Here is a 25,810-nt window from a genome sequence, read left to right as displayed (position 1 = left end):
CGTAATCTGTAGGGCAGTGCGTGCGGCAACGTAACAGTTAGGTGTCTCGACTCGAATGTGCATTATGCCCGAACCGGTGATGTGACCAGACCATGGCCGGATATATCTTCAGACGCGTACTCCAGGCGATTCCCGTCTTCTTCGGAACGACCTTCCTCATCTACTTCATGGTCTTCGCCATGCCGGGCGACCCCATCGTGGCGCTCTTCGGCGACAAGACCCCGAATCCGGCGGTCATCGAGCAGCTGCGTCAGCAGTACCACCTCGACCAGCCGTTCATCGTGCAGTACTTCATCTACATCGGCGGCATCTTTCACGGCGACTTCGGAATCTCCTTCTCCGGCGAGCCAGTGACGCAGATCCTCGCGCGCACGTTTCCCGTGACGATCCGCCTCGCCGTGCTCGCCCTGGTGTTCCAGTCGGTCGCCGGCATCGCCGTCGGACTGGTATCCGGCCTCCGCAAGGGCAAGCTCTTCGATTCGAGCGCCCTCGTGGTCAGCCTGATCCTCATCTCGCTGCCGATCTTCGTGATCGCCTACGTGGGCCAGTACGTCTTCGGAGTGCAACTCGGTTGGGCCCGAACCACCGTCGGTTCGGGGGCTCCGCTGCAAGACCTGATCCTGCCCGCGATCGTGCTGGCGAGCGTCAGCTTCGCGCAGATCGTGCGCCTCACTCGATCATCGGTGATCGAGACGAGCGGGCTCGACTTCGTACGCACCGCATACAGCAAGGGCCTGAGCCGCAAGCGCGTCGTGCCCGTGCACATCCTCCGCAACTCCCTGATTCCCGTGGTCACCTACCTGGCCACCGACTTCGGAGTGCTTCTTGTCGGAGCCACGGTGACCGAGGGAATCTTCAACGTGCCCGGTGTGGGAAACACTCTCTACCAGGCCATCATCCGGGGAGAGGGTCCAACCGTGGTCTCTTTCGTCACCGTGATGGTTCTGCTCTACCTCGTCGTCAACCTCGTCGTCGACCTCCTCTACGGTCTGCTCGATCCAAGGATCCGTCTTGTCAAATAACACGCCCCCGCCCCGCTCCGGGCACTTCGTCGCGCCGCTGGAGGAGACACCCCTCGTCGCCATCGACGCCGTCAAGGTCGACGAGAAGCCATCGAATCTCTGGATCGACGCCTGGCGCGACGCTCGGCGACGTCCGATCTTCTGGATCTCCGGCGTTCTCATTCTTCTGATCATCGTCGTCGCCCTCGTTCCGTCGCTGTTCGCGACCACAAACCCCTTCACCGAGCAGTGCCAGCTGTCGTCGAGCAACGGCAACCCGACCGCAGGGCATCCGCTGGGCTTCACGAAGCAGGGCTGTGACGTCTACTCGCGCATCATCTTCGGAACCTCCACCTCCGTCTCCGTGGGCTTCATCGTCATTCTGCTGACGACCGTCCTGGGCCTGCTCTTCGGGGCCTTCGCTGGGTTCTACGGTGGATGGATCGACGCCACGCTCTCTCGCATCGGTGACATCTTCTTCTCGATCCCGTACATCCTCGCCGCGGTCGTCATTATGTCGGTGCTCTCCCACTACCGCAGCATCTGGACGATCTCGCTGGCGATCGGTCTCTTCGCCTGGCCTTCCACGGCGCGCGTTCTTCGTGCCGAGATCCTGCGGGTCAAGCAGTCTGACTACATCACGGCCTCCGAGGCTCTGGGCGTCTCCAAGATCAAGATCCTGCTGCGCCACGTCCTTCCCAATTCGATCGCCCCGGTGATCGCGATTACCACAATCTCGCTCGCCGCCGCCATCGTCGCGGAGGCGACACTGTCGTTCCTCGGGGTCGGTCTCGGAGGCAGCATCATGTCGTGGGGAAACGACATCAATCAGGCCCAGCGCGACATCAGGGTGCACCCGCAGACCCTGATCTGGCCGTCGCTCGCCCTGTCCATCACGGTCTTCAGCCTCATCCTGATGGGCGAAGTCGTGAGAGACGCACTCGACCCGAAAGCGAGGGCGCTCCGATGACCGCCACCGACGCATCCCGTCTACCCGACGACCGAAACGCCGCCGAGACCCCGCTGCTCGAGATCAGGAATCTGCGGGTGGGCTTCCGCACCCAGCGGGGCGAGGTGACCGCCGTCGACGGCGTCAACATCACGTTGATGCCGGGCAAGACCCTCGCCATCGTCGGCGAGTCCGGCTCGGGCAAGTCCACCACGGCGCACTCCATCATCAATCTTCTTCCCGGTTCTGGCCGCATCACGGGTGGCGAGGTGCTCTTCGAGGGCCGTAACATCGCCGCGTTCGACGAGAAGCAGATGGAGGACATCCGGGGGCGGAAGATCGGTTTCGTTCCCCAAGACCCGATGTCGAACCTCAACCCTGTCTGGAGCGTGGGATTTCAGGTCGAGGAGGCGATTCGCGCGAACGGAATCGCCACGGGCAAGCAGGAGATCAAGAAGCGTGCCATTCAGGTGCTCACCGAGGCAGGCCTGTCCGATGCGGACAAGCGGCTCAAGCAGTTTCCGCACCAGTTCTCGGGCGGAATGCGCCAGCGCGTGCTCATCGGAATGGGGCTCAGCTCCGATCCGAAGCTCCTGATAGCCGACGAGCCGACATCGGCTCTCGACGTGACGGTGCAGCGACGCATCCTCGATCACCTCGAGAAGCTGACTCGCGAGAGCGGCACCGCCCTGCTCTTCATCACGCACGACCTCGGTCTCGCCGCCGAGCGCGCCGAGCAGCTCGTGGTGATGTACAAGGGCAAGATCGTGGAGTCCGGTCCGTCGCGCGAGATTCTCCAGAACCCGGTTCATCCGTATACCCAGCGACTCGTCGCCGCGGCGCCCAGCCTGGCCTCCCGGCGCATCCAATCGGCGTCGAAGCCACTCGACGACCTCGGATACCAGGCCACCCGTGTGACCGAGGGAGTCGACCTGATCGCGGCGGCGGAATCACGGGTCGAGGCCCATGCCGCAGCGGCCACCGCACCCGTCGCGATCGCGGTGAAGCAGCTCTCGAAGACCTACAAGATCCGTGGAGGCAAGGGCGCAGCGGCCACGCTGAAGGCCGTCGACGGCGTCGACTTCGAGATCGCAAAGGGCACGACGATGGCGCTGGTGGGGGAGTCCGGGTCGGGCAAGTCGACCGTCGCCAAGCTGCTGCTGCGACTCGAGGATGCGACAAGCGGCGAGATCCGCATCGGCGGCGTCGACACCGCGCCGCTCAAGGGCAGGAGCCTGCTGGAGCTTCGCCGCACGATGCAGCCGGTCTTTCAAGACCCGTACGGGTCGCTCGACCCGCTCCGCAACATCGGCAACACGATCGCGGAGCCGCTCAGCGTGTTCAAGGTGGGAGACAAGAAGAGCCGGCGAGCACGAGTCGACGAGCTTCTCGACCAGGTCGCACTGCCGAAGGCGCTCGTCACCCGGTATCCCAACGAGTTGTCGGGTGGTCAGCGCCAGCGCGTCGCGATCGCCCGGGCGCTCGCGCTGAAGCCCGAGATCGTGATTCTCGACGAGGCCGTGTCGGCGCTCGACGTGCTCGTGCAGGCACAGATCCTGCAAATGCTCACCGACCAGCAGGGCGAGCTGGGGCTCACCTACCTCTTCATCACGCATGACCTCGCGGTGGTTCGAGTCATCGCCGACAACGTGAGTGTGATGAAGTCGGGGCGCATCGTCGAGGCCGCGACAACAGACGAGGTGTTCGGAAACCCGCGTGAGGAATATACTAAAGAGTTGCTTGATGCCATTCCCGGGGCGAACATACCCCTGGGCGTCTAGCCGTTCAGGGCGTTGTCGCCCGATATCCCACGCTAAAAAGAGCCCGTCCAGTTTCGGGTTCATCCCGATCCTCAAGGACTTTCTCCATGGCTGAAGCCACCCGCGCCGACCTGCGCAACGTCGCAATCGTCGCTCACGTCGACCACGGCAAGACGACCTTGGTCGACGCCATGCTCAAGCAGACCAACTCGTTCGACGCCCACTTCGAGGGCGACGATCGCATGATGGACTCGAACGACCTCGAGCGCGAGAAGGGCATCACGATCCTCGCGAAGAACACCGCTGTCACGTACAACGGTGTTCACGCGGCCGAGCATGGCGCGGGCGGCCCGATCGTCATCAACGTGATCGACACCCCGGGCCACGCCGACTTCGGTGGCGAGGTCGAGCGCGGCCTGTCGATGGTCGACGGCGTCGTACTGCTCGTCGACGCGAGCGAGGGCCCGTTGCCGCAGACCCGCTTCGTTCTGCGCAAGGCTCTCGAGGCCAAGCTCCCCGTCATCCTGCTCGTCAACAAGACCGACCGTCCTGACGCACGCATCGACGAGGTCGTCGCCGAGAGCCAAGACCTGCTGCTGGGTCTTGCCAGCGACATGGCCGACGACGTTCCCGACCTCGACCTCGACGCCATCCTCGACGTGCCCGTCGTCTACGCGTCGGGCCGCAACGGTGCCGCAAGCACCAACAAGCCCGCCAACGGCGAGCTGCCCGACAACGCCGACCTGGAGCCGTTGTTCGAGGCCATCCTCACCCACGTGCCCGCACCCAAGTACGACGACGAGCACCCGCTGCAGGCCCACGTCACCAACCTCGACGCGTCGCCATTCCTCGGCCGCCTCGCGCTTCTGCGCATCTTCAACGGCAACATCAGAAAGGGCCAGCAGGTCGCCTGGGTTCGCCACGACGGTTCCGTGCAGAACGTCAAGCTCACCGAGCTGCTCATGACGAAGGCGCTCACCCGCTACCCGGTCGACAGCGCCGGCCCCGGCGACATCGTGGCCGTCGCCGGTATCGAGGAGATCACCATCGGCGAGACCCTCGCCGACCCCGACGATGTTCGGCCGCTTCCGACCATCACGGTCGACGATCCCGCCATCTCCATGACCATCGGCACCAACACCTCGCCGCTCGTCGGCAAGGTCAAGGGCCACAAGCTCACCGCCCGCATGGTCAAAGACCGCCTCGATCGCGAGCTCGTCGGAAACGTCTCGCTCAAGATCGTCGACATCGGAAACCCCGCCGCGTGGGAGGTGCAGGGCCGGGGAGAACTCGCCCTCGCCATCCTCGTCGAGCAGATGCGCCGCGAAGGCTACGAGCTCACCGTGGGCAAGCCCCAGGTGGTCACGAAGCAGGTCGACGGCAAGACCCACGAGCCGCTGGAGCACCTCACAGTCGACGCACCGGAGGAGTACCTCGGAGCCATCACGCAGCTGCTCGCCGCGCGCAAAGGCCTCATGGACGGCATGTCCAACCACGGCACCGGCTGGGTGCGCATGGAGTTCATCGTTCCGTCGCGCGGCCTCATCGGTTTTCGCACAGAGTTCCTCACCACGACCCGGGGCACCGGAATCGCGAACGCGATCTCGCACGGCTACGGTCCCTGGGCCGGCCCGATCGTCACCCGCAACAACGGCTCGATCGTCGCCGACCGCTCCGGAGTGGTCACTCCCTTCTCGATCGTCAACCTGCAGGAGCGCATGAGCTTCTTCGTGGAACCGACGCAGGAGGTCTATGAGGGCATGGTGATCGGCGAGAACTCGCGCGCCGACGACATGGACGTGAACATCACCAAAGAGAAGCAGCTCACGAACATGCGCCAGTCCACCTCGGACACGTTCGAGCGCATGACCCCGTCACGCCAGCTCACGCTGGAAGAGAGCCTCGAATTCGCCCGCGAAGACGAGTGCGTCGAGGTGACGCCCGAGTTCGTGCGCATTCGCAAGGTCGAGCTCGATGCCAACGCCCGGGCCCGCTCTACCGCGAACCTCAAGCGCGCCAACCAGGGCAAGAACTAGTTGCACACGATCGTTCCCTGGGTCTGTTTCTTCGACAGGCTCAGAGAACGAGTTCGTTAACCGCTCAGGATGTCAGGCGAAGAGCCCGGCCCCCACATACGACCCCTGCCTGGCGCCGGGCGGAACGGCGAACAGGCCCGAACCGACGTGCCTGATGTACTCGTTCAGCAGATCGTTCTTGGCCAGGTTCATTTGAATCGCGATGAACTGCGCGGGCGACCGCTGGTAGCTGATGAAGAACAGGCCGGCGTCGAGCCGGCCGAGGCTGTCGTTGCCATCCACGAAGTTGTAGCCGCGGCGCAAGATCTCGGAACCCGCATTCGAATCGGGATGCGCGAGGCGCACATGCGCATCCCGATCGATGAGCGGCTTGTCGCCCCGACCGAGCACGGTGAAGTCTGGAGCCGTGAACTCTGTGCCGCCCGACAGGGGCGCGCCGACGCCCTTCGTGCGGCCGACGATGTTCTCCTGCTCGCTGAGCGCCGTCCTGTCCCACGTCTCGATGGTCATGCGGATGCGACGGGCCACCAAGTAGGAACCTCCGGCCAGCCAGGCCGGTGCGTCGGCTGACTGCACCCAGACCGACTTCGACACCTTGCCGGGCTCTTCGGCCTTGATATTGGCCGTGCCGTCTTTGAAGCCGAACAGGTTTCGTGGAGTGACCTGCGAGGTGCTCGTCGACGAGGTGCGACCGAATCCGAGCTGCGACCAGCGCAGGCTCGCCCGGCCGAACGCGATGCGGGAGAGATTTCGAATGGCGTGCACGGCGATCTGCGGATCGTCGGAGCACGCCTGGATGCAGAGGTCGCCGCCCGTCGACTGGGCATCAAGGTCGTCGGCCGGAAAGTGCGGCAGTTCGCGCAACTCGGCAGGCTGTTTCGAGGCGATCCCGAAGCGATCGACGCCCGAGGAGTCGACGAAGAGTGTCGGACCGAAGCCGATGGTGATGGTGAGCCCTCCGGTGGGCAGATCGAGCGCCTCACCCGTGTCTTGCGGCGGAGCATCGTACGGGCCGTCGACAGCGCCGAACTCGCCGACGGGCTTGCCCTGGCACAGCTGGGCCGCGGCCGTGCTCCAGTCTTGTAGAAGCTCGATGAGGTCGGCCCTGGTCGCCGTCGACGACATGTCGAAAGCGGCGAAGTGGAGGCGATCCTGCGCCGGAGTGACGATTCCCGACTGGTGTTCTGCGTAGAACGGGTAGCTCGTGCCGCCAGGGGTCGATCCGCCGGCCGAGGCCGTCGCGGCAAGAACTCCGCGGTCGCCGGCGACGCCCACTCCTAAGCCGACGACGCCGGCCCCGGCCAGGCCCAGAAGTCCTCGGCGCGAGAGCTTCTGCGGGGTGGTCGGGGCGGGATCGTTCGTGATCGAATCGTTCGCCAGTGGATCGTCTGTCATGGCGCCTAGGCGACGAGCGTCGTGGTGAGTTCGCTGAGCGGCTCGCTCAGCGAGTTGACGCCATCGGCGAGCTCTTTCACCTGGGCCGGGGTGAGCTGGTCGTAGTACACGAAGCCGGCATCGAGGCTTCCGTATGCGGCGAGCTGTGCTTCGAGCTCGCCGAACCGGGTGTCGAGCGTCTCTACGAGTTGCGGGTCTTTGGCCTCGACGATGTCGCGCACGCCCTCATAGGCGACGCGTGCGCCTTCGAGGTTGGCCTGGAAGTCCCAGAGGTCTGTATGCGACCAGATCTCCTCCTCGCCGGTGATCTTGCCGCTCGCGACCTCCTCGAGCAGGCCGATGGCGCCGTTCGAGATGGCGTCGATGGTCACGGTGTAGTCGCTCGCATGAACGGCGTCGTAGAGCTCGTTCGTGTTGGCGGCGAGCTTGTCGGCATAGTAGCCGCGCTCCTCGGAGGTGAGGGCGACGTACTCGATGCCGCCGTTCTCGGCCGCCGTCGGCGGAAAGAGATCTTTTTCGATGCGGTGCCAGCCGGTCCACTCGTCTTCGGGTGCGACATCCGCCTCGCGGAAGTCGATCTCGGGGTCGAGGTCTCCGAACGACTCGGCAACGGGCTCGATGCGCTCGTAGTTCGCACGCGTGGTGGCGTAGCTGGCGCGAGCGGTCTCGTCATCGCCGGCCACGTAGGCCGCGAGGAACGTGTCTGTTTTGGTGACGAGCTGGGCGACCTGGTCTTTGATGTAGGCCACGTAGTTGGTGGCGGCCGCGTCGACCTGCTCCTGCTCGTCGCCGGCGAGCTCCACCGTGTCTCCGGATACGACGAACGCGGCATTTCCGATGCCGTCGCCGATCATGCCCGGCTTGCAGACGGTGAAATAGTCGCCCGGCTGGGCCTGCACGACGAGGTCACGAGAGATTCCGGGGCCGACGTTCTCGACCTCGCCGACTATTCGGAGGCCGTCTTCGGCGAGCAGGTAGAACTCGGTGACCTGGTCGCCCGAGTTCGTCACCTCGAAGCGGAGTGTTCCGCTGGTCGCCGTGTTCGCGCTGACCGTGCAGGCGTCGGCGCTGGAATCGACCGCGATGGCGGCCGCATCAGACGGGGTCGCGTTGGGAACGCATCCGGTGAGTGCCAGCAGGGTCGCTGCGGCGCCGATCGTCGTGAGAACTGCTGTGGCTTTCACCGGGCTCCTTGCGGGGTTGGTCGGGCTGCGCTGCTGTCGGAGGAGAAGGACTGGGCCGCCGGCGTTTTGCGAGAGACCGCGCGCAGAAAAACGAACATCGTCGGCACGACGTAGAGGGTCCACGCTGCGGCCTCGAGCCATGTCGTCGCGGGCGAGAAGTTCACGGTGCCCTTGAGCAGGGTTCCATACCAGCTGTCGGGCGGAACAGCGGCCGAGACGTCGAAGGCCAGGGCGTGCAGGCCTGGCAGGATTCCGGCCTCCTGGAGGTCGTGCACGCCATAGGAGAGCACGCCTCCCGCCACGACGATGAGAACGGCACCCGACCAGGCGAAGAACTTCGACAGATCGATTCGCACCAGTCCGCGATTGATGAGCCAGCCGAGCAGCACGGCGACGACGATGCCGAGGGCTGCCCCGACGAGTGGCAGCGTGGTCGAGCCCGTGGCCTGCACGGCCGCCCAGATGAACAGGGCCGTCTCTATGCCCTCGCGGCCGACGGCGAGGAATGCGACGAGAACGAGGCCCCATCCGGCCCCGTCGAGGTGCGCGTCGACGTCGTGCTGCAGGTGGCGCTTGAGGTTCTTCGAGGTGCGCAGCATCCAGAAGACCATCCACGTCACGAAGATCGTGGCCACGATCGACAGGGAGCCGCCGATGGCCTCCTGCGCCTCGAACGACAGGCCGTAGGTTCCGAACGTGAGGATCGCGCCGAGCGACAGCGACACGAGCACGGCAAGCCCGACGCCGAGCCAGATGCGCTTCAGCACATCGGATCGCCTGATCTTCACGACGTAGGCGATGAGGATGCCGACGACCAGCGCCGCCTCGAGTCCCTCACGCAAGCCGATGAGAAAGTTCGCGAGCACGGAAATGACCTTCGGTGAGGGGGCGCAGGGCGGCGCCGAAAAAGAGAGGCGGCCCACGCTGGTCGACTCGAGATGTTCGGTAAGGCTTGCCTTACCGAATTCGACTGTAACCCAGAGCTGCCGCCGTGTCCAGTCTGAGGAACGCCGAGCTCTCAGCCGGGCGCGGATAGTCTGGACGGGTGATCGAACAGACGACCGGGCCGCGCCGAGGGACACCGCCGGAGGCACCGTCCTCGAAAATCGTCTCGTGGATCGTGGGACTCGCGCTCGGTGCCCTCTTCGGGGTTCTGGGCACGGCCGTGAGCCAGTCCACGTGGACGCCGCTGCCGGGGTTCAGCCTCCCCGTCGGGCTGATCGTCGCGCTTCCGGCCATCACGCTTCTTCTCGTGGGCCTGCGGCTGGTTCTCAGCACCCGCACCGCCGCCATCCTTGCTGCCTTCGGCATCGTCGTCGCGGTATTTCTCCTCTCGCAGCCCAGCGCAGGCGGATCGGTACTCGTGCCGAACAACGCGCTCGGCGTCATCTGGACCTTCGCCCCGACGGTCATCGCGCTCCTCGTGCTCGCGTGGCCCCGCTTCGCAAAGAATTAGACTTGTCTAGCCGCACCATCTTCTGTGCGGCGTGAAGGGAACGAACGCACTGTGACCTACGTCATCGCCCTGCCCTGTGTCGACGTCAAAGACCGGGCCTGTATCGACGAATGTCCGGTCGACTGCATCTACGAGGGTGAACGCTCGCTCTACATCCACCCCGACGAATGCGTCGACTGCGGCGCGTGCGAACCGGTCTGCCCCGTCGAGGCCATCTACTACGAAGACGATCTTCCCGAAGAGTGGGCCGACTACTACAAGGCGAACGTCGAGTTCTTCGACGACATCGGCTCCCCAGGAGGCGCGGCCAAGGTCGGCGTGATCGCCAAGGATCACCCCGTCATCTCGGCCCTGCCCGCGCAGTCGCACGGCGAGTAATCACGTGGCCCTTCGAGCGCTTCCCGACTACCCGTGGGACGCCATGCGGCCCTACGCGGAGACCGCGCGAAGGCATCCAGACGGCATCGTCGACCTCTCGATCGGATCGCCCGTCGACCTGACGCCGGAGATGGTGCGCGACGCGCTCGCATCCGCGACCGACGCCCATTCCTATCCCCAGACGGCCGGAACGCCCGCGCTGCGGGCAGCCGTCTCCGATTGGTTCGCTCGTCGGCGCAGCGTGCCCGACGTGCGCGATGACGAGGTGCTGCCCACCATCGGCTCCAAAGAACTCGTCGCCTGGCTGCCCCTGATGCTCGGCCTCGGCGACGGCGACGTCGTGGTGCATCCCCGCGCCGCCTATCCGACGTATGCCGTCGGCGCCACTATCGCGGGGGCCAGCGCCGTCGCATCCGACGACCCGGCCGAGTGGCCCGAGAACACGCGCCTCGTCTGGCTGAATTCGCCCGGCAACCCCGACGGGGCGGTGCTGGATGTCGCCGGCCTGGCTCGGGCGGTCGCGCGTGCACGCGAGCTCGGCGCGGTCGTCGCGAGCGACGAATGCTACGCCGAACTCGGCTGGGACGGGCAGTGGCAGAACGAGGCCGTGCCGAGCGTGCTCGATGTGCGGGTCACCGGGGGAGACCGCACGGGCCTCCTCGCCGTGTACTCGCTCAGCAAGCAGTCCAACCTGGCGGGGTACCGGGCCGCGTTCGTTGCGGGCGACCGGCTTTTGATCGAGCGTCTCCTCACCGTTCGCAAGCACGCGGGCATGATGCCGCCCGCTCCCGTGCAGGCGGCGATGGTCGTGGCCCTCGCCGACGACGCGCACGTCGCGGCCCAGAAAGAGCGCTACCGAGCGCGACGCACCCGCTTGCGGCCGGCGCTGGAGAACTTCGGCCTGCGCATCGACCGCAGCGAGGCGGGACTCTATCTGTGGGGCACGAAGGGCGTCGACGCCTGGCAGACCATCGCAGAATTGGCCGAGCTGGGCATCCTCGCGGGCCCTGGTTCGTTCTACGGCGATTCTTCTCCGCAGCACGTGAGGCTGTCGCTCACCGCCACAGACGAACGCATCGCCTCTGCCGCCGCGCGACTCTTCTGAGTCCGCCGTTGTCGGCATCCTCCAACGACAACCGGCGATTGCGTGTGGATGTCATCGTTGCCCTCATTTCACCCTAGGCTGTAGGAGGGTCAGCGCGGTCCGGGGTCACACATCCTGCGTCTAGCGTCCCGCCACTTACCATCAGGCAGGAACACTCGTCAGGAGGCGCCGTGACCGACGTCGGGCAGCACGCAGCAGCATCAGAACCCGAAGCACGAGAACCCCAGAAGGCGACACTGTCTTTTCCCGGGGGCACAGCCGAGTTCCCGATCCTGCCAAGCGTCGACGGGGCGTCCTCGATCGATCTGTCGACGTTCACCAAGCAGACCGGCATGACGACCCTCGACTACGGCTTCGTCAACACGGCGGCCACCAAGTCGAACATCACCTACATCGACGGAGACCAGGGCACTCTGCTCTATCGCGGGTATCCGATCGAGCAGGTGGCGAAGGGGCTCGGCTTTCTCGAGGTCGCCTGGCTTCTCATCTATGGCGAGATCCCCACCGAGAGCGAGCTCGACGACTTCGACGGGCGCATCCGCCGCCACACGCTGTTGCACGAAGACCTCAAACGCTTCTTCGACGGACTGCCTCACCAGGCACACCCCATGTCTGTGCTCTCGAGCGGCGTATCCGCCCTGTCGACGTACTATCAGGACTCGCTCGATCCGACCAACCCCGAGCATGTCGAGATCTCGACGATGCGCCTGCTGGCCAAGATGCCCGTGATGGCCGCGTACGCACACAAGAAGAGCATCGGCCAAGCGTTCCTCTACCCCGACAACAGCCTGAGCTTCGTCGACAACTTTCTTCGCCTCAACTTCGGCACGATGGCCGAGCCCTACGAGGTGAATCCCGTCGTCTCGAGCGCGCTCGAACGCCTGCTCATTCTGCACGCCGACCACGAGCAGAATGCGTCGACGTCGACCGTGCGGCTCGTCGGTTCGACCCAGGCCAACATGTTCGCGTCGATCTCGGCCGGCATCAACGCCCTATTCGGTCCGCTGCACGGCGGCGCCAACGAGGCCGTGCTCAGCATGCTCGGCGACATCCAGGCTTCGGGCGAGGGCGTCGCGAAGTACGTGGAGCGCGTCAAGAACAAAGAGGCCGGAGTCAAGCTCATGGGCTTCGGGCACCGCGTCTACAAGAACTACGACCCACGCGCCAAGCTCGTCAAAGAGAGCGCAGACGAAGTTCTCGAGGCGCTCGGAGTTCACGACGACCTGCTCGAGATCGCGAAGGAACTCGAACAGATCGCCCTGGCAGACGATTACTTCAAAGAGCGTCGCCTGTACCCGAACGTCGACTTCTACACCGGAGTCATCTACAAGGCGATGGGCTTCCCCACCCGCATGTTCACGGTGCTCTTCGCCATCGGTCGGCTTCCCGGATGGATCGCGCACTGGCGCGAGATGACCTCCGACCCGCAGACCAAGATCGGTCGCCCGCAGCAGCTCTACTTAGGCCACCCGGCGCGCGATCTGCCGACGCAGCGCTAGAACTCAGTAGCCGCCGTCACCCGTGGCGGGGGCTCCCGAGAGAACCTGGCGCGAACTCGACACGCCGAGCCGTGTCGCACCCGCCGCGATCATCGCGAGGGCGTCGTCGTAGCTGCGGATGCCACCGGATGCCTTGACGCCGAGCCGTCCTCCCACGGTCTCGTTCATCAGGCGAACGGCGTGGACCGTCGCGCCGCCCGCCGGGTGGAAGCCCGTGGAGGTCTTGACGAAGTCGGCACCCGCGGCCTCGGCCGCCTGGCACACGGCGACGATCTGAGAGTCGTCGAGCGCGGCCGATTCGATGATGACCTTGAGAACACGCGGCGCGGCAACCTCTGCGCGCACCGCGGCGATGTCTGCCTGCACGCGATCGAAGGCTCCCGCGCGGGCGGCGCCCACGTCGATGACCATGTCGACCTCGTCGGCGCCCTGCTCGATCGACAGGCGCGCCTCCGCCGCCTTGATCGCGGAGTGATGCTTGCCCGACGGGAAGCCGCAGACGACGGCGATCTTGAGCGACGATGCCTCGGGAATCTCGAGCGGCAGCATCGACGGTGACACGCACACGGAGTACGCCCCGAGCTCGGAGGCCTCGGCGACCAGAGCGGAGACATCGCCGGCCGTGGCCTCGGGCTTCAACAGCGTGTGGTCGAAGTAGTTCGCCAGCTCGGACGTGCTGATCGGTTCGGGATCGAGAGAGGTCATTCGTGAAGTCCTTTGAGAATTCGTGTGAACGGGTGGGGATCAGGCATGCAACACGGCGTTGAGCTGGATGCCCGCCCCGGTGCGGGGCAGCACCTCGACCGAGCCGGTGAGCGAGTTGCGACGGAACAGCAGGTTGGGAACCCCGGAGAGCTCGACCGCCTTGGCCGTGCGACGCACCCCATCCGCGGTGGGCGCGGAGTCGACGAGCACGACCTTGGTGCCGGCGGTCACGTAGAGACCCGCCTCGACCACCGAGTCATCGCCGATCGAGATGCCGATTCCGGAGTTCGCGCCGAGGAGGGCGCGTGTCCCGATCGACACGCGCTGGGTTCCCCCGCCCGACAGGGTGCCCATGATGGATGCGCCGCCGCCGATGTCCGATCCGTCACCGACGACGACCCCCTGCGAGACGCGACCCTCGATCATGGAGGTGCCGAGCGTGCCCGCGTTGAAATTCACGAACCCCTCGTGCATCACAGTGGTGCCCGGGGCGAGATGGGCCCCGAGGCGCACCCGAGAGGCGTCGGCAATACGCACGCCCGAGGGGCTCACGTAATCGAGCAGGCGGGGAAACTTGTCGATGCCGGTGCTGGCGATGCCCTGGCGCTGCAGCGTCGGGCGCAGACGATCGAAGTCGTCGGGATGAACCGGGCCCGCGTTCGTCCAGACCACGATAGGCAGGTGCCCGAAGATGCCATCGAGGTTGATCGTGTTGGGCCGCACGAGAAGGTGCGACAACAGGTGGAGCCGCAGGTAGGCATCCGGGGTCGAGGCCGGAGGCTCGCGCAGAGCGATCTCGATCGTCACGACATCGACGGTCACGTTTCGCCGGGCGTCGGGCAGGGCCTGGGCTTCGAGTTCGGCCGGGGCGAAATGCGTGTCGGCGCCGTCGGGCAGCCTCCCCAGCGCGGGGCCCGGGTACCACGCGTCGAGTACGACGCCGGCGCCGGAGGTGGTCACGAGACCCGACGCCCAGGCGAATTCGGGGGCTGGAGGGCTGGCTGGTGTCTCAGAACTCATGCAGTGAGCCTATCGAGTCCGCCGCCGCCGGCCGCCGTCGCCAGCCGCGGTAGACATGGGCATCTAGGCTGGGAAGCATGACGGATTCTGCCCCCGCTCCGCGTGCGACCCTCGATCTCGGCGCGAGTTCGATCGAGTTGACGAAGCAGTTGTGCGACATGCGATCGGTCTCGGGCGACGAGAACGCGATAGCCGACGCGATCGTTGCGAGCCTGGTGGGATGCGACCATCTCGAGCTGCATCGAGACGGCGACACGGTCGTCGCCCGCACACGGCTGGGCCGGTCGTCGCGCGTCGTGATCGCGGGTCACATCGACACGGTGCCGATCAACGAGAATGTTCCGACGCGATACGAGACGCTCGAGGAAGGCTCACCGGCGGGCGCCGCGGGCGACTATCTGTGGGGCCGGGGAACGGTCGACATGAAGGGCGGCGTCGCAGTGCAGCTCAAGCTCGCCGCCGAGCTCACCGAGCCCGTCGTCGACATCACCTGGATGTGGTACGACAACGAAGAGGTGTCGAGCGAGCTCAACGGCCTCGGCCGCCTCGCCCGGCACGCCCCGGAGCTCTTCGCCGGGGACTTCGCCATCCTCGGCGAACCGACCAATTCGCTGATCGAGGGCGGCTGCAACGGAACACTGCGGGCCGAGATCCGCACACACGGCCTTCGCGCCCATTCTGCGCGCAGCTGGGTGGGCGACAACGCGATCCATTCGCTCGCTCCCATCCTCGCCACCCTGGCCGCATACGAGCCCCGTCAGGTCGAGGTCGAGGGCCTGGTCTACCGCGAGGGCCTGAACGCCGTGGGCATCGGCGGCGGGGTCGCCGGCAACGTGATTCCGGATGCGGCCGTGGTCGAGGTCAACTACAGGTTCGCGCCGTCCCGCTCCGGCGACGAGGCCCAGGCCCACATCCGCGAACTCTTCGCGGGCTTCTCCGTGACCATCGTCGACGTGGCCGAGGGAGCGCGTCCCGGGCTCGACGCACCCGTCGCCCAGGAATTCATCGAGGCCGTCGGCGGAGAACCGCGGCCCAAGTACGGCTGGACCGACGTCGCGCGGTTCTCGGCGCTCGGCGTTCCCGCGGTGAACTACGGCCCGGGCGACCCGCTGAAGGCGCACGCAGATGATGAGCGCGTACTCCTCAGCCAGATCACCGACTGCGAAGACGGTCTGCGTCGGTGGCTGACCGGAACCGTCGGCCCGACCGAATGATCACGCGGAGGCGCGCCGCTCTCGTGCGCTACCGGGTGTTGCCCTGGTGGGGGCGCGTGGCGCTCGTCTATGGAGCCGCCCGCGTCATCAGCACCGTCATCATCCTGGCGATCGCGGCCGTTCAGGGACCCAACCCGTGGACGGGCGCGCATCCGGCCTATGCCGATTTCGCGACCATCTGGGACGGGCACTGGTACTTCATTGTCGCCGTCACGGGATACCCGGATCAGCTGCCACTGACGGCCGACGGCCACATCGGCGAGAACGCCTGGGCGTTCATGCCCGTGTATCCGTTCCTGGTTCGGGGCCTCATGATCGTGACGACGCTCCCGTGGCCCATCGTGTCGGTGGCGGTCTCGGTCATCGCAGGATTCGGCGCCGCTCTCGTCTTCTTCAGGCTCATGGCGCGTGTGCTCGGCGATTCGCAGACCGCCATGTTCTCGGTGGTGCTGTTCTGCATCGCGCCCGTGTCGGCGCTGTTCCAGCTGTCGTATGCCGAGTCGCTCTACACGTTCCTGCTCGTTCTGGCCCTGTATCTCGTCGTCGAGCGGCGATACGGCTGGCTGGTTCCCGTGATCGCCGTCATGGCTCTCACGAGGCCGTCCGGGCTCGCCTTCACGCTCTTTCTCGGCCTGCATATGATCGTGAGGCTCGTCATGCGGCGCGCCGAGCCGTTCCCGTGGCGAGAGCGGATAGTCGTGAGCCTGATCGCCCTGTTCAGTGCGGCGATGGGACTGCTGTGGCCCGCGGTAGCCGCGCTGGCCACGGGCGACCTGACGGCGTACACCGACACGGAGCTGGCCTGGCGGTCGGCCTACATCGGCTACCAGCACCTCGTTCCGTTCGCGCCGTGGTTTCAGGCCGCGAACTGGTGGCTCGACTCGCAATCCGGAATCGCTGCCGGGGGAGCGGTCGTCGTGCTGCTTATGGTGGCGTTCGCCCTCAGTCTGTTTCTCGCGCCGGTGCGGCGACTCGGCGCCGACCTGCGACTCTGGGTGGTGAGCTACGGCGTCTACCTTGTGGCCGTCTTCTTTCCGCAGTCCAGCACGTTCCGCCTGCTGATGCCGATGTTTCCGCTGCTGGGCGCGGTCGCCCAGCCGAAGTCACCGGTCTATCGGGTGTCGATGGTTGTCGTCTTTCTCGCCGCCCAGATCGGATGGCTACTGCTCTGCTGGGGCGTCGACGGAGCCGACTGGACACCGCCGTGAGCACGCTGCCTCGGTAGGGGTGCGGCAGAAGTGTCGGGAAATAGCGGATAATAGAAGTTCACGACGAAAGGGAGCCGCATGGCCGCCATGAAGCCCAGGACCGGAGACGGACCAATGGAGGCTGTCAAAGAAGGACGCCTCATTATCGTGCGAGTGCCACTCGAGGGAGGCGGTCGCCTCGTGGTTTCGGTGAACGATGCCGAGGCGAAAGAGTTGCACGATGCTCTCGCGGGGGTTGTCACTCCCGCCTGATCCTGGCCGCGCACTTTCGAGGCGCACCACGAAATCAAAGCTCGGCGGCTGGTCTGACGGGAGAGCGGGTATCGCACCCGCATCCCGTGACGATCAGTCGCCGACTTTTGTTATCTGCAGCAGTCCGTCGCCCGCAGGAGACAGTGCGACGAGCACCGCGCTCGACTTCGACAGCTCGGCGATGAGTGTGCGGAAGTCGGTTGCCGTATCGTCACGCTGCGCTGGATCGGCCACCCGATCGCGCCACAGGGCGTGGGGAACCGCGACCGTTCCACCCTTTCGCACCAGTCGGAGCCCGTGCTCGACGTACTCGATCACAGATTCGGTGTCGGCGTCGATGAGCACGAGGTCGTAGGAGTTCTCGTTCATGCGAGGTAGCACGTCGACAGCTCGGCCGGCGATGAGGCGGAACCGATTCGCGGGGATGCCTTCCGCGAGGAACGCGGCGCGTGCGGCCTGCTGGTACTCGACCTCGGTGTCGATCGACGTGATCGCGGCGTCGGGCGCGCCTCGGAGCATCCAGAGGCCTGACACACCCGCGCCCGTTCCGACCTCGATGATCGACAGGGCTCCGGATGCCGCGGCGAGCACGCCGAGCTGGGCTCCGATGGCGGGCGAGACCGGGTCGATGCCCAGTTCGAGCGAGTGCGCGCGAGCCTGCGCGAGCCCGGCCGGCTCCAGGACGACGTCCTCGGAGTACTTCCAGTTCATTTCTTTACCTGACACGTCACTCTCCCTCGGCCAAGCATAGGTACTTCACGGCGCTATCAGCTGCGAGCCACGCGGCGGAGGTAGTCTGGGATGGTGTTCAACGGGTTGTCGTTCGAGAAGCTGCTGCTCGTGGGAGTGATCGCCGTCTTCCTGCTCGGCCCCGACAGGCTTCCGAGCTACGCGGCCAAGCTCGGCCGCCTCGTTCGAACCCTGCGCGACTACGCCAACGGCGCCAAGGTGCGCATGAAAGAGGAGATGGGCCCGGAGTTCGACGAGGTCGACTGGAAGAAACTCGATCCCCGCCAGTACGATCCGCGGCGCATTATCCGCGAGGCCCTGCTCGACGATGGCCCCGCCGCGGCCACCCCTGTAGTCAAGCCCGTGTCGAAGCCGGAGCGCGCCACGCCCTCGAAGACGACCACCGCGGGGGCAGAGGTGACAGACGCCGTCCCGGCAGAGGCACCCGCCGCCGCTGCCACGCCGTACGACGCGGAGTCCACCTGATTGTCGATGTCTGCACGTTAGATTGGTCTCATGACAAGCGACGTCGACGGCACTGACACGGTCACCTCCCTGTTCTCCGGCGCCGACGGCTTCGTCGTCACCGATGACACGGTGTCGGCCGACTGGACATCGTCGCTCTGGACGCTCGCGGCCCTCGTGCTCGTGGGATGCGTCGCGGTGACCGCGCTTCTCTGTGTCGTCATCCCGGTTCTGGCCGACCTGATATTCGGCTGGATGCCGCAGATCGCCATGCTCTGATCAGCTCTCGTCTCTGAGGCGCTGCGTCTCGGAGCCGCCGACCTGTTCGACCGGGTCGTCAACGCGGCCCCCCGCCCAGGTCGAGCGTGCCGTCGGGTCTCCAGATGGCTTTCATCGTCGACGGTACGACGCGCGTCGTGCCGTCGGCCGAGATGCTCGACATCTCACCCGACCATTCCAGCCGGATGCCGGTCGACGGGAACTCGTCGATCGTGACGCAGGACATGGAGAACGAGTCTGCGGGTTGCACGGCGAAGAGGCAGACCATGTTGGCGGCATTGCGCCCGATGTAGAGCTCGAAGAACGGGTCGCCCATCGCGCGGATCGATTCTCTGATGACGGTCGCCGGAAGCGACTGAACAGGGATATCGGCGTCGATCTGCGGTCGCTCGAACAGCGCGAGCGCGCCGCTGGTGTCGACCACGACAGCGGGTGGCGCCGTCTGCAGCACTGCGACGGGTCTCGAAGCGGCGGATACGCCCGCGGCGAGCCCGACGGCCAAGGCCAGAAGAACCGCCGCAGCGAAGCGAGCGAATGTGAACGGCGTCGGCGCCAGGTCTGCGACCGAGGCGATGACGGCCGTGACGACGGGGGCGTCGAGCGAGCGGGCCTCGCCCTCGCCCTGCGGCCCCGTCGCGGATGCCGATGGTTGCGGATGCGGTTCGAGCGCCGTGGCCGCGCGACGGGCGCTTTCTGCGGCCGACTGCTGACGGCGCTCGTCGAGCTGCTGCAGTTGTCGTGCGGCCACGCGCGCATCGGTCGCGTCGCTCGCGGCCGAGAACACGCGGCGTTGGAGCTCGCGGCGCTGCGCATCCACCGCAGGAACGTCGTCGTTCATACCGGCACCTTCCGCCATCGATGCGACCCATACTGGCACGCCGGTGCGAACACCGGCACCGAACCCGTCAGAACGTGATGCGCCAGAGGTATTCGGAGTCGTCGGGTCGGAACCAGCGCACGACGAGGATTCCACGACGGGGCAGCTCCTGGCCCGAGACGACGAGTCTGACTTGGCGGCCAGGATCGAGCATCAGCGGAGCCGTGGTGCGCAGGGTGCCTGTGCCCAGGAGGCTGAACGACAGGGCCGTCAGCCGCTCGGAACTGCTGTTGGTGAGCACCAGCGTGTGCGGCGCGGTGCGCCTCTCGATGGCAAAGGGAACGGGATACGCGACGTCGATCATGCGGTCAGGCTAGGTGCAGCGACCGACCCCGGAACGCATTTCGGTCGACCCCGCGCGGGGTGCTGTGGAGTAATTGCGATACAGGTTCAGTGGTGAGGAGAGGACGGATTCAGCGCGGAAAGACGCCGAGACGACGGCCCGCCAGCTGTCTGCCGCGCGTCGCGATCACATCGGCGACCGACCTGATCGCAACGCTTGCAGGGTCGGAGGGGTCTGCGAGCACGAGGGGTTCGCCCGCATCGCCGCCCCGACGCAGCTCGAGGCTCAGCGGCACCGAGGCGAGCAACGGAACCGGCGCATCCTGCCCGTGCGAGAGGCGCCTCGCCACCTCTTCGCCTCCCCCCGAGCCGAAGAGGTCGAGCAGAGAACCGTCCGCCTGTACCAGAGGGCCCATGTTCTCGATGACACCGAAGATCCGCTGCCCGGTCTGCCGGGCGACGATACCGGATCGTTCGGCGACATCGGCCGCGGCGGGCTGCGGAGTCGTCACCACGATGACCTCCGCATTCGGAAGCAGCTGGCCGATGGAGATCGCGATGTCACCGGTGCCGGGCGGAAGGTCGAGAAGCAGCACATCGAGGTCGCCGAAGAACACGTCGGTGAGAAACTGCTGGATGGTTCGGTGCAGCATCGGGCCGCGCCACGCCACCGCGCCGCCCGCGGAACCAGAGCCGGGCGCGGCGTCGATGAACATGCCGATCGAGATCACCTTCACGTCGCGACCGACCGGAGGAAGGATCATATCGCCGACCCGGGTGGGTTTCACGGCCAGCCCGTCGTCGTCGACGAGGCCGAGGATGGCCGGAATCGAGAAGCCGTAGACGTCGGCGTCGACGATGCCGACGCGCAGTCCCCGGGCGGCGAGGGCGACCGCGAGATTCGCGGTCAAGGTCGATTTTCCGACGCCGCCCTTGCCGCTGGTCACGGCGTACACGCGAGTCAATGAGTCGGGGCCGAACTGAACAGAGCGGCGCGGCGCCGAACCCCGGAGCTTGTCGATGAGTGCCGTGCGTTCATCGGAATTCATGATCGACAGATCGATGTCGACCGCCGTGACACCCGGCACCCCGGATGCCGCCGCCACCACGTCGCGTTGGATCGTGTCGGCGGCCGGGCATCCGACGATCGTCAGCTTGAGCCCGACCAACGCGCGCCCGGCCTGGTCGACCGAGATCAGCCCGACCATATCGAGGTCGGTGATCGGTTTGCGGATCTCCGGGTCGATGACGCGCGACAGGGCCTGCCGAACGGCGAGGTCGAGCTGCTGAGCACCGGTCACGTCAGGCACCGGTTGTTCCGGCGGGGCGGCGACCCTCGACGTCTGACCCGGCGTCGCGGTCGAGCTCGTCGAGGAACGCTCGCAGCTCGGTGCGGATGAAGTCCTTGCTCGCGAGGTCTTTCATAGCGAGCCGCAGGGCGACGACCTCGCGGGCCAGATACTCGGTATCGGCGAGGTTGCGCTCGGCTCGCTGTCGATCCTGCTCGATCTGCACACGGTCGCGGTCGTCCTGCCGGTTCTGCGCCAACAGAATCAGGGGAGCGGCATACGAGGCCTGCAACGACAGGATCAGGGTCAGCGCGGTGAATCCGATCGCTGCGTCGTCGAAGCGCAGGCCTTCGGGCGCCGTGGTGTTGTAGAACATCCAAGCGACCACGAAGAGCGTGAGGATGACGAGGAACCACGGTGTTCCCATGCCTCGGGCGATGGCCTCTGTTCCTCGGCCGAAGCGGTCGCGGCTCTGCCGGTTGCGCCGGGGGATGACGTTGCTGCGCAGGCCTTTCGGCGCGTCGAGGCGGGTGTCCGAACGGTTAGTGCGTGCCATTGCCGGCCCTCCTTCGTGCGCCTATGCGTACGGGTCTCTTCGTGGGAACGGGAACTGTTCCGAGGCGTTCGGGAAAACGCGTCGGGGTGCGTTTCTCGTCGCCGTCGTGACTTCGCCAGTCATCGGGCAGAAGGTAATCGAGAACATCGTCAATGGTCACCACCCCGACGAGTCGGTGGTTGTCATCGACGACCGGAACGGACACGAGGTTGTAGCTGGCGAGAATACGGGAGACTTCGGCCGCTGAGGTGTCGGCGGTGACCGGGTCGAGGCTTGGATCGAGAAGCGTGCCCAGGCGCTCGTGCGGGGGATAGCGGAGCATGCGCTGAAAGTGCACCATGCCGAGGAACCGGCCGGTCGGCGGCTCGTACGGGGGCAGCGTGACGCAGATCGCGGCGCCCAGAGCGGGCGCCATCTCTTGACGGCGGATCAGTGCGAGCCCCTCGGCCACAGTGGCGTCGGCCGACACGATGATGGGCTCCGTGGTCATCAGACCACCGGCGGTGTCGGGCTCGTACGACAGCAGCATCCGCACATCGTCGGCCTCTTCGGGCTGCATCAGGCTCAGAAGGGCCTCACCGCGTTCGCCGGATAGCTGGGCGATCAAGTCGGCCGCGTCGTCGGGCTGCATCTGGTCGAGAACGTCGGCGGCGCGGTCGTCGTCGAGCTGCCCGAGGATCTCGACCTGTTCACTCTCGGGCATCTCTTCGAGCACGTCTGCGAGGCGCGCGTCGGGCAGCTCTTCCGCCACCTCGAGCATGCGCGCCTGGGGCAGGTCCATGAGCGTCGATGCGAGGTCTGCGGGCTTCAGGTCGGAGTAGGTCGCGATCAACTGCTCGGCCGACTGCGCCTCTCCGCCCTTGGTCTGCTCGACCACCTCGCGCCAGAGCGCGAACGACGTCGCACCTTTGGCGAACGGGGATGCGCCGACCTTGGGGCGCCGCACGAAGAGCTGGGCGACCTGCCATTCGCCGGGACCCACTTCCTCGATCGCCACGTCTTCGACGGTCGCTTCGCCGCTGCCGTCGTTGAAGTCGAGCTTGCGGCCCAGCATCTCGGCGATCACGCGCACTTCGCCGCCGCGTTGCTCGAACCGGCGCACGTTGATGAGCCCGGTCGTGATGATCTGACCGCTGCCGATCGAGGTGACGCGACCGATCGACAGAAAGACGCGGCGCTTGCCGGGAATCTCGACGATGAGCCCGACCACGCGGGGCGACTCGGTTCTGCGGTAGACCACAAGCACGTCGCGAACCTTGCCGAGGCGGTCGCCGGCGGGGTCGAAGACGGTGCACCCGGCCAATCTGGCGACGAAGACTCTGGTGGCACTCACCTCTCTAACTTAGACCTTCGTCGGCGGCGCCATGGGAGGATGGAAGGGTGAGCAACCAGAAGCCCTTCGGCGGTCGAGCCCCCAACGTTTCCGCCTCGATTCCTCGCGGCGAGATCGTCGCCAGCTACGAGTCGTACGGCGAGGCCCAGGCGGCTGTCGACAGCCTGGCGCACGCCGACTTTCCCGTCGCCCAGGTGTCGATCGTCGGCAATGACCTCAAGAGCGTCGAACGGGTGATCGGCAAGCAGAGCTACGCCCGCGCCGCGATCTCCGGGGCGCTCAGCGGGCTGTGGCTCGGACTGTTCTTCGGCTTCTTCCTGGTCATTCTCTCGCCCACCGCGACGTCGCTTCCGTTCATCGCCGCGGCCAGCCTCATCGGTGCCGGCTTCGGACTGCTGTTTCGGGTCGTGACCTATTCGATCTCGCGGCGTCGGCGCGATTTCACGTCGACCATGCAGGTGATAGCCACGAGCTATTCGCTCGTGGTGAGCCCCGACGTCGCCAACAAGGCTCGCAACGTACTCGAGCGCTGAGAGCGCCCCTGCCGGTGTGCACCGGCTGCTACGAGAGCGACGCGATCCACGCCTCGACATCGTCGGCGGTGCGGGGGATGCCCGCCGACAGGTTCTCGGCCCCGTCGGCCGTCACGAGAATGTCGTCCTCGATGCGAACGCCGATGCCGCGGAATGATTCCGGAACGGTGAGGTCGTCGGGCTGGAAGTAGAGTCCGGGCTCGATGGTGAAGACCATTCCCTCCTCCACGATGCCGTCGAGGTACATCTCTCGGCGAGCCTGTGCGCAATCGTGCACGTCGATGCCGAGGTGATGGCTCGTGCCGTGCACCATGTACCGACGATGCTGCTGGTTGTCGGTCTCCAACGCCTCGTCCGCAGTGACCGGCAGAAGGCCCCATTCCGAGGTGCGGCGGGCGATGACGGCCATGGCGGTCGCGTGAATCTCGCGAAACCGGATGCCCGGGCGCACGATCGCGAAGGCCGCATCGGCCGCCTCGCGTACGGCTTCGTAGATGTCTCGCTGAACGGGGGAGAACGTTCCGGAGATCGGCAGGGTGCGCGTGATGTCGGCGGTGTACAGGGTGTCGAGTTCGACACCGGCGTCGAGCAGCATGAGGTCGCCCGGCACGACCGGGCCGTCGTTTCTCGTCCAGTGCAGCACGCAGGCGTGGGGCCCTGAGGCGGCGATGGTGTCGTAGCCGACCGCGTTGCCGTCGGCGCGGGCGCGCGTATTGAAGACTCCCTCCACGAGGCGCTCGCCGCGCTCGTGGGTCGAGATGCGTGAAAGGTCGCGGATGACATCCTCGAATCCCCGCGCCGTCGCGTCGACGGCCTGGCGCATCTGATCGATCTCGAATTCGTCTTTCACGAGGCGCAGTTCCGAGAGATTTCGGGCGAGGCCCGCGTCGAGTTCGTCGTCGGTGCCCGGCAGGAGGTCGCCCGCGGCTTCGCGAACGACGCGCGTCGTCGCATCCGCCGCCGTACGCACGGTCTCGAACTCGGCGATGCCGCGGGTCTTGAGCCCTAAGTCGCCGGCGACCTGGGCGAGGGAGGGGCGTGCACCGATCCAGAACTCGCCGATCTCGGAGTTGGCGTAGAACTCGTCGGAGTCGCGGCCCGCGCGTTCGCGGAAGAAGAGGGTCGCATCGTGGCCGCCGCCCGGGCGCGGCTCCAGCACGAGCATTGCACCGGGCTCGCTGTCGGAGCCCCAGGCTGTGAGCCAGGAGAACGCGGAATGCGCCCGGAACGGGTAGTCGGTGTCATTCGAGCGCTGCTTGCGATCGCCCGCCGGAATGACGAGCGTCTCGCCGGGGTGGAGCGCGGAGATCGCCTCACGGCGCGCGGCGGCGAAGGATGCCTCGGCGCGCGGCGGCGGAACGACGTCGGTGCGGTCGGCCCACCCGCTCGCGATGAAGTCGCGGAACGTCGTCGATTTCGGAGTCGTGCCTCTATTGCTCGACCCTGACGAGGCAGCGGCGTCTGGGGTGTCGTTCTTTCGAGCTTCGGTTCTCTGTGCGTCGGCCATGCGTCCATTCTGCGCCCTCGATTCGGGCGCCGACTAAGTTGGAGCCATGCCCGGGCTCCGCGATCGCACGTCGTCGCGGGTTCTCGCCCTGGCAGAACGCGTCTCGCCGGCCGTCTACGCGGCCTCGGCGGTCGTGGTGGTGGTCGGCGCGGTGGCGGGCTTTGGAGGGTTGGACACCGTCGCTGAACCCCCCGTGGCACGAGCGGCGACCGGCCAGGCGTTAAGCGGAAAGCAGCTCGACGTGACGGTCGAGGATGCGTGGCTCGCCGACGGCTTCGATCCCTATCTCGAGCCGAAGCCGGGTCATCGCTTCGTCGTCGTTCGGGCCCTGGTCACCAACGTGTCGAACACGCCCGTGAGCACGGTGAAAGACAACGTGCTGGTCACGGGGCTCTCGGGCGCGGAGGGCGAGCCGCAGGCCGACCAGGTCATCCGACTCGGCGAGTCCTCGACGGATCCCGTCTTGCAGCCGGGCGTCGAACAGTCGGTGCTGCTGCTGTGGGAGGTTTGGGAGTCGACGTTCGCGGCGGGCGATCCGATCACCGTGCGGATCCTCGACAAGACCCTCAGGGAGGGCTTCCTCTTCGACGATTCCTGGGACTATCCAAAGGTGACTGCCGAGGTGCCGCTCGTGATCGATGACCGGGGCTTCGACTACGTGACGCGCGAGCCCGCCGCCACCGACGACACCACGGCGGGGGCGCCCGGGCCGCCCCCCCCCCGGTGACGCGCCCGGCGGGGCGCGCGGGGCGGTCGGGGGTGGGGGGGCGGGGGGCCACCCGGGTGGTGTTTTGAAAC

General features: G+C 66.4%; 27 protein-coding genes. 15 read left to right on the top strand and 12 right to left on the bottom strand.

The annotated features are described in order from the left end of the window. The first annotated feature begins 92 nt into the window (after window positions 1-92). From ACE5CZ_RS09520 to typA, 4 genes are all read left to right on the top strand, one after another. The gene (locus ACE5CZ_RS09520) at window positions 93-1,022 is read left to right on the top strand and encodes an ABC transporter permease (protein ID WP_374947091.1); all 930 of its coding nucleotides are present in this window, start codon (window positions 93-95) and stop codon (window positions 1,020-1,022) included. Then, window positions 1,012-1,971: an ABC transporter permease gene (locus ACE5CZ_RS09515; protein WP_374947090.1), complete on the top strand. Its 960-nt coding sequence runs from the start codon at window positions 1,012-1,014 to the stop codon at window positions 1,969-1,971. Before ACE5CZ_RS09520 ends, ACE5CZ_RS09515 begins: the two co-directional genes overlap by 11 nt. Then, complete coding sequence (locus ACE5CZ_RS09510) at window positions 1,968-3,731, top strand: dipeptide ABC transporter ATP-binding protein (RefSeq protein ID WP_374947089.1); 1,764 nt, start codon at window positions 1,968-1,970, stop codon at window positions 3,729-3,731. Before ACE5CZ_RS09515 ends, ACE5CZ_RS09510 begins: the two co-directional genes overlap by 4 nt. An 86-nt stretch (window positions 3,732-3,817) precedes the next feature. Beyond that, window positions 3,818-5,746, top strand: coding sequence for a translational GTPase TypA (typA, locus tag ACE5CZ_RS09505; protein ID WP_374947088.1), 1,929 nt, complete (start codon window positions 3,818-3,820; stop codon window positions 5,744-5,746). Window positions 5,747-5,818: 72 nt separating this feature from the next. Here typA and efeB read toward each other — a convergent pair whose 3' ends face one another. The 3 genes from efeB to efeU are packed head-to-tail and all read right to left on the bottom strand — an operon-like array spanning window position 5,819 to window position 9,191. Continuing rightward, window positions 5,819-7,141 carry an iron uptake transporter deferrochelatase/peroxidase subunit gene (gene efeB / locus ACE5CZ_RS09500; RefSeq protein ID WP_374947087.1) on the bottom strand — a complete coding sequence of 441 codons (1,323 nt, stop codon included), beginning with the start codon at window positions 7,139-7,141 and terminating at the stop codon, window positions 5,819-5,821. A 5-nt stretch (window positions 7,142-7,146) separates the two neighbouring features. Beyond that, window positions 7,147-8,325 carry an iron uptake system protein EfeO gene (gene efeO / locus ACE5CZ_RS09495; protein ID WP_374947086.1) on the bottom strand — a complete coding sequence of 393 codons (1,179 nt, stop codon included), beginning with the start codon at window positions 8,323-8,325 and terminating at the stop codon, window positions 7,147-7,149. Beyond that, on the bottom strand, window positions 8,322-9,191 hold the full coding sequence (efeU, locus tag ACE5CZ_RS09490; protein ID WP_374947085.1) for an iron uptake transporter permease EfeU: 870 nt from the start codon (window positions 9,189-9,191) through the stop codon (window positions 8,322-8,324). The genes efeO and efeU overlap by 4 nt, the downstream gene beginning before the upstream one ends. Before the next feature lie 179 nt (window positions 9,192-9,370). Between efeU and ACE5CZ_RS09485 the strand changes: the two genes are divergently transcribed. The 4 genes from ACE5CZ_RS09485 to ACE5CZ_RS09470 all read left to right on the top strand — a co-directional run bounded on the left by ACE5CZ_RS09485 (window position 9,371) and on the right by ACE5CZ_RS09470 (window position 12,763). Next, on the top strand, window positions 9,371-9,781 hold the full coding sequence (locus ACE5CZ_RS09485) for a hypothetical protein (RefSeq protein WP_374947084.1): 411 nt from the start codon (window positions 9,371-9,373) through the stop codon (window positions 9,779-9,781). Window positions 9,782-9,832: 51 nt separating this feature from the next. After that, window positions 9,833-10,159 (top strand): ferredoxin, encoded by a 327-nt coding sequence (gene fdxA, locus ACE5CZ_RS09480; protein WP_374947083.1) that lies wholly within the window; start codon window positions 9,833-9,835, stop codon window positions 10,157-10,159. A 4-nt stretch (window positions 10,160-10,163) separates the two neighbouring features. Next, a complete protein-coding gene (gene dapC, locus ACE5CZ_RS09475) occupies window positions 10,164-11,264 on the top strand; it encodes a succinyldiaminopimelate transaminase (RefSeq protein ID WP_374947082.1) in 1,101 nt (366 codons plus the stop codon). A 170-nt stretch (window positions 11,265-11,434) separates the two neighbouring features. Then, window positions 11,435-12,763: a citrate synthase gene (locus tag ACE5CZ_RS09470; protein ID WP_374947081.1), complete on the top strand. Its 1,329-nt coding sequence runs from the start codon at window positions 11,435-11,437 to the stop codon at window positions 12,761-12,763. A 3-nt stretch (window positions 12,764-12,766) separates the two neighbouring features. On the opposite strand, the gene deoC is transcribed toward ACE5CZ_RS09470, so the two are convergent. Both deoC and dapD read right to left on the bottom strand, forming a co-directional pair. After that, window positions 12,767-13,468 carry a deoxyribose-phosphate aldolase gene (deoC, locus tag ACE5CZ_RS09465; protein ID WP_374947080.1) on the bottom strand — a complete coding sequence of 234 codons (702 nt, stop codon included), beginning with the start codon at window positions 13,466-13,468 and terminating at the stop codon, window positions 12,767-12,769. Window positions 13,469-13,507: 39 nt separating this feature from the next. Then, window positions 13,508-14,488 (bottom strand): 2,3,4,5-tetrahydropyridine-2,6-dicarboxylate N-succinyltransferase, encoded by a 981-nt coding sequence (dapD, locus tag ACE5CZ_RS09460; RefSeq protein WP_374947079.1) that lies wholly within the window; start codon window positions 14,486-14,488, stop codon window positions 13,508-13,510. Window positions 14,489-14,565: 77 nt separating this feature from the next. Between dapD and dapE the strand changes: the two genes are divergently transcribed. From dapE to ACE5CZ_RS09445, 3 genes are all read left to right on the top strand, one after another. Further along, complete coding sequence (gene dapE, locus ACE5CZ_RS09455) at window positions 14,566-15,702, top strand: succinyl-diaminopimelate desuccinylase (RefSeq protein WP_374947078.1); 1,137 nt, start codon at window positions 14,566-14,568, stop codon at window positions 15,700-15,702. Beyond that, a complete protein-coding gene (locus tag ACE5CZ_RS09450; RefSeq protein WP_374947077.1) occupies window positions 15,699-16,910 on the top strand; it encodes a mannosyltransferase family protein in 1,212 nt (403 codons plus the stop codon). The genes dapE and ACE5CZ_RS09450 overlap by 4 nt, the downstream gene beginning before the upstream one ends. A 78-nt stretch (window positions 16,911-16,988) precedes the next feature. Further along, entirely contained in the window at window positions 16,989-17,162 is a 174-nt protein-coding gene (locus ACE5CZ_RS09445) for a DUF3117 domain-containing protein (protein WP_078714890.1), read from the top strand. Between the two features lie 93 nt (window positions 17,163-17,255). Here ACE5CZ_RS09445 and ACE5CZ_RS09440 read toward each other — a convergent pair whose 3' ends face one another. Further along, window positions 17,256-17,888, bottom strand: a complete 633-nt coding sequence (locus ACE5CZ_RS09440; RefSeq protein WP_374947076.1) for an O-methyltransferase — start codon at window positions 17,886-17,888, stop codon at window positions 17,256-17,258. Between the two features lie 75 nt (window positions 17,889-17,963). On the opposite strand from ACE5CZ_RS09440, the gene ACE5CZ_RS09435 reads away from it, so the two are divergent. Next, window positions 17,964-18,377 carry a twin-arginine translocase TatA/TatE family subunit gene (locus ACE5CZ_RS09435; RefSeq protein ID WP_374947075.1) on the top strand — a complete coding sequence of 138 codons (414 nt, stop codon included), beginning with the start codon at window positions 17,964-17,966 and terminating at the stop codon, window positions 18,375-18,377. A 30-nt stretch (window positions 18,378-18,407) separates the two neighbouring features. Further along, window positions 18,408-18,635 (top strand): hypothetical protein, encoded by a 228-nt coding sequence (locus ACE5CZ_RS09430; RefSeq protein WP_374947074.1) that lies wholly within the window; start codon window positions 18,408-18,410, stop codon window positions 18,633-18,635. 58 nt (window positions 18,636-18,693) lie between these two features. Here ACE5CZ_RS09430 and ACE5CZ_RS09425 read toward each other — a convergent pair whose 3' ends face one another. The 5 genes from ACE5CZ_RS09425 to ACE5CZ_RS09405 form a co-directional block, all read right to left on the bottom strand. After that, window positions 18,694-19,473, bottom strand: a complete 780-nt coding sequence (locus ACE5CZ_RS09425; protein WP_374947073.1) for a hypothetical protein — start codon at window positions 19,471-19,473, stop codon at window positions 18,694-18,696. A gap of 67 nt (window positions 19,474-19,540) precedes the next feature. Next, complete coding sequence (locus ACE5CZ_RS09420) at window positions 19,541-19,816, bottom strand: hypothetical protein (protein WP_374947072.1); 276 nt, start codon at window positions 19,814-19,816, stop codon at window positions 19,541-19,543. A 109-nt stretch (window positions 19,817-19,925) separates the two neighbouring features. Further along, complete coding sequence (locus ACE5CZ_RS09415) at window positions 19,926-21,104, bottom strand: P-loop NTPase (RefSeq protein WP_374947071.1); 1,179 nt, start codon at window positions 21,102-21,104, stop codon at window positions 19,926-19,928. Then, a complete protein-coding gene (locus ACE5CZ_RS09410) occupies window positions 21,097-21,639 on the bottom strand; it encodes a DUF1003 domain-containing protein (RefSeq protein WP_374947070.1) in 543 nt (180 codons plus the stop codon). Before ACE5CZ_RS09410 ends, ACE5CZ_RS09415 begins: the two co-directional genes overlap by 8 nt. Further along, entirely contained in the window at window positions 21,626-22,972 is a 1,347-nt protein-coding gene (locus ACE5CZ_RS09405; RefSeq protein ID WP_374947069.1) for a magnesium transporter MgtE N-terminal domain-containing protein, read from the bottom strand. The genes ACE5CZ_RS09410 and ACE5CZ_RS09405 overlap by 14 nt, the downstream gene beginning before the upstream one ends. 47 nt (window positions 22,973-23,019) lie before the next feature. Between ACE5CZ_RS09405 and ACE5CZ_RS09400 the strand changes: the two genes are divergently transcribed. Beyond that, window positions 23,020-23,505: a general stress protein gene (locus ACE5CZ_RS09400; RefSeq protein ID WP_374947068.1), complete on the top strand. Its 486-nt coding sequence runs from the start codon at window positions 23,020-23,022 to the stop codon at window positions 23,503-23,505. 28 nt (window positions 23,506-23,533) lie between these two features. On the opposite strand, the gene ACE5CZ_RS09395 is transcribed toward ACE5CZ_RS09400, so the two are convergent. Next, window positions 23,534-25,012 (bottom strand): aminopeptidase P family protein, encoded by a 1,479-nt coding sequence (locus ACE5CZ_RS09395; protein ID WP_374947067.1) that lies wholly within the window; start codon window positions 25,010-25,012, stop codon window positions 23,534-23,536. Window positions 25,013-25,058: 46 nt separating this feature from the next. On the opposite strand from ACE5CZ_RS09395, the gene ACE5CZ_RS09390 reads away from it, so the two are divergent. Then, complete coding sequence (locus tag ACE5CZ_RS09390) at window positions 25,059-25,739, top strand: hypothetical protein (protein WP_374947066.1); 681 nt, start codon at window positions 25,059-25,061, stop codon at window positions 25,737-25,739. Window positions 25,740-25,810: the final 71 nt, after the last annotated feature.

The organism is Agreia sp. (assembly GCF_964263775.1).
Lineage (GTDB): Bacteria > Actinomycetota > Actinomycetes > Actinomycetales > Microbacteriaceae > Agreia.
Note: the sequence above shows the minus strand (reverse complement) of the source record. Positions and strands in the feature narration are given on the sequence as shown.

Bases quoted from the DNA above. Each gene is read 5' to 3' on its own strand.
- ACE5CZ_RS09520 (WP_374947091.1), top strand. From the start codon at position 93: ATGGCCGGATATATCTTCAGACGCGTACTCCAGGCGATTCCCGTCTTC.
- ACE5CZ_RS09510 (WP_374947089.1), top strand. From the start codon at position 1,968: ATGACCGCCACCGACGCATCCCGTCTACCCGACGACCGAAACGCCGCC.
- typA (WP_374947088.1), top strand. From the start codon at position 3,818: ATGGCTGAAGCCACCCGCGCCGACCTGCGCAACGTCGCAATCGTCGCT.
- efeB (WP_374947087.1), bottom strand. From the start codon at position 7,141: ATGACAGACGATCCACTGGCGAACGATTCGATCACGAACGATCCCGCC.
- deoC (WP_374947080.1), bottom strand. From the start codon at position 13,468: ATGACCTCTCTCGATCCCGAACCGATCAGCACGTCCGAGCTGGCGAAC.
- dapD (WP_374947079.1), bottom strand. From the start codon at position 14,488: ATGAGTTCTGAGACACCAGCCAGCCCTCCAGCCCCCGAATTCGCCTGG.
- dapE (WP_374947078.1), top strand. From the start codon at position 14,566: ATGACGGATTCTGCCCCCGCTCCGCGTGCGACCCTCGATCTCGGCGCG.
- ACE5CZ_RS09450 (WP_374947077.1), top strand. From the start codon at position 15,699: ATGATCACGCGGAGGCGCGCCGCTCTCGTGCGCTACCGGGTGTTGCCC.
- ACE5CZ_RS09445 (WP_078714890.1), top strand. From the start codon at position 16,989: ATGGCCGCCATGAAGCCCAGGACCGGAGACGGACCAATGGAGGCTGTC.
- ACE5CZ_RS09435 (WP_374947075.1), top strand. From the start codon at position 17,964: ATGGTGTTCAACGGGTTGTCGTTCGAGAAGCTGCTGCTCGTGGGAGTG.
- ACE5CZ_RS09430 (WP_374947074.1), top strand. From the start codon at position 18,408: ATGACAAGCGACGTCGACGGCACTGACACGGTCACCTCCCTGTTCTCC.
- ACE5CZ_RS09425 (WP_374947073.1), bottom strand. From the start codon at position 19,473: ATGAACGACGACGTTCCTGCGGTGGATGCGCAGCGCCGCGAGCTCCAA.
- ACE5CZ_RS09420 (WP_374947072.1), bottom strand. From the start codon at position 19,816: ATGATCGACGTCGCGTATCCCGTTCCCTTTGCCATCGAGAGGCGCACC.
- ACE5CZ_RS09410 (WP_374947070.1), bottom strand. From the start codon at position 21,639: ATGGCACGCACTAACCGTTCGGACACCCGCCTCGACGCGCCGAAAGGC.
- ACE5CZ_RS09395 (WP_374947067.1), bottom strand. From the start codon at position 25,012: ATGGCCGACGCACAGAGAACCGAAGCTCGAAAGAACGACACCCCAGAC.
- ACE5CZ_RS09390 (WP_374947066.1), top strand. From the start codon at position 25,059: ATGCCCGGGCTCCGCGATCGCACGTCGTCGCGGGTTCTCGCCCTGGCA.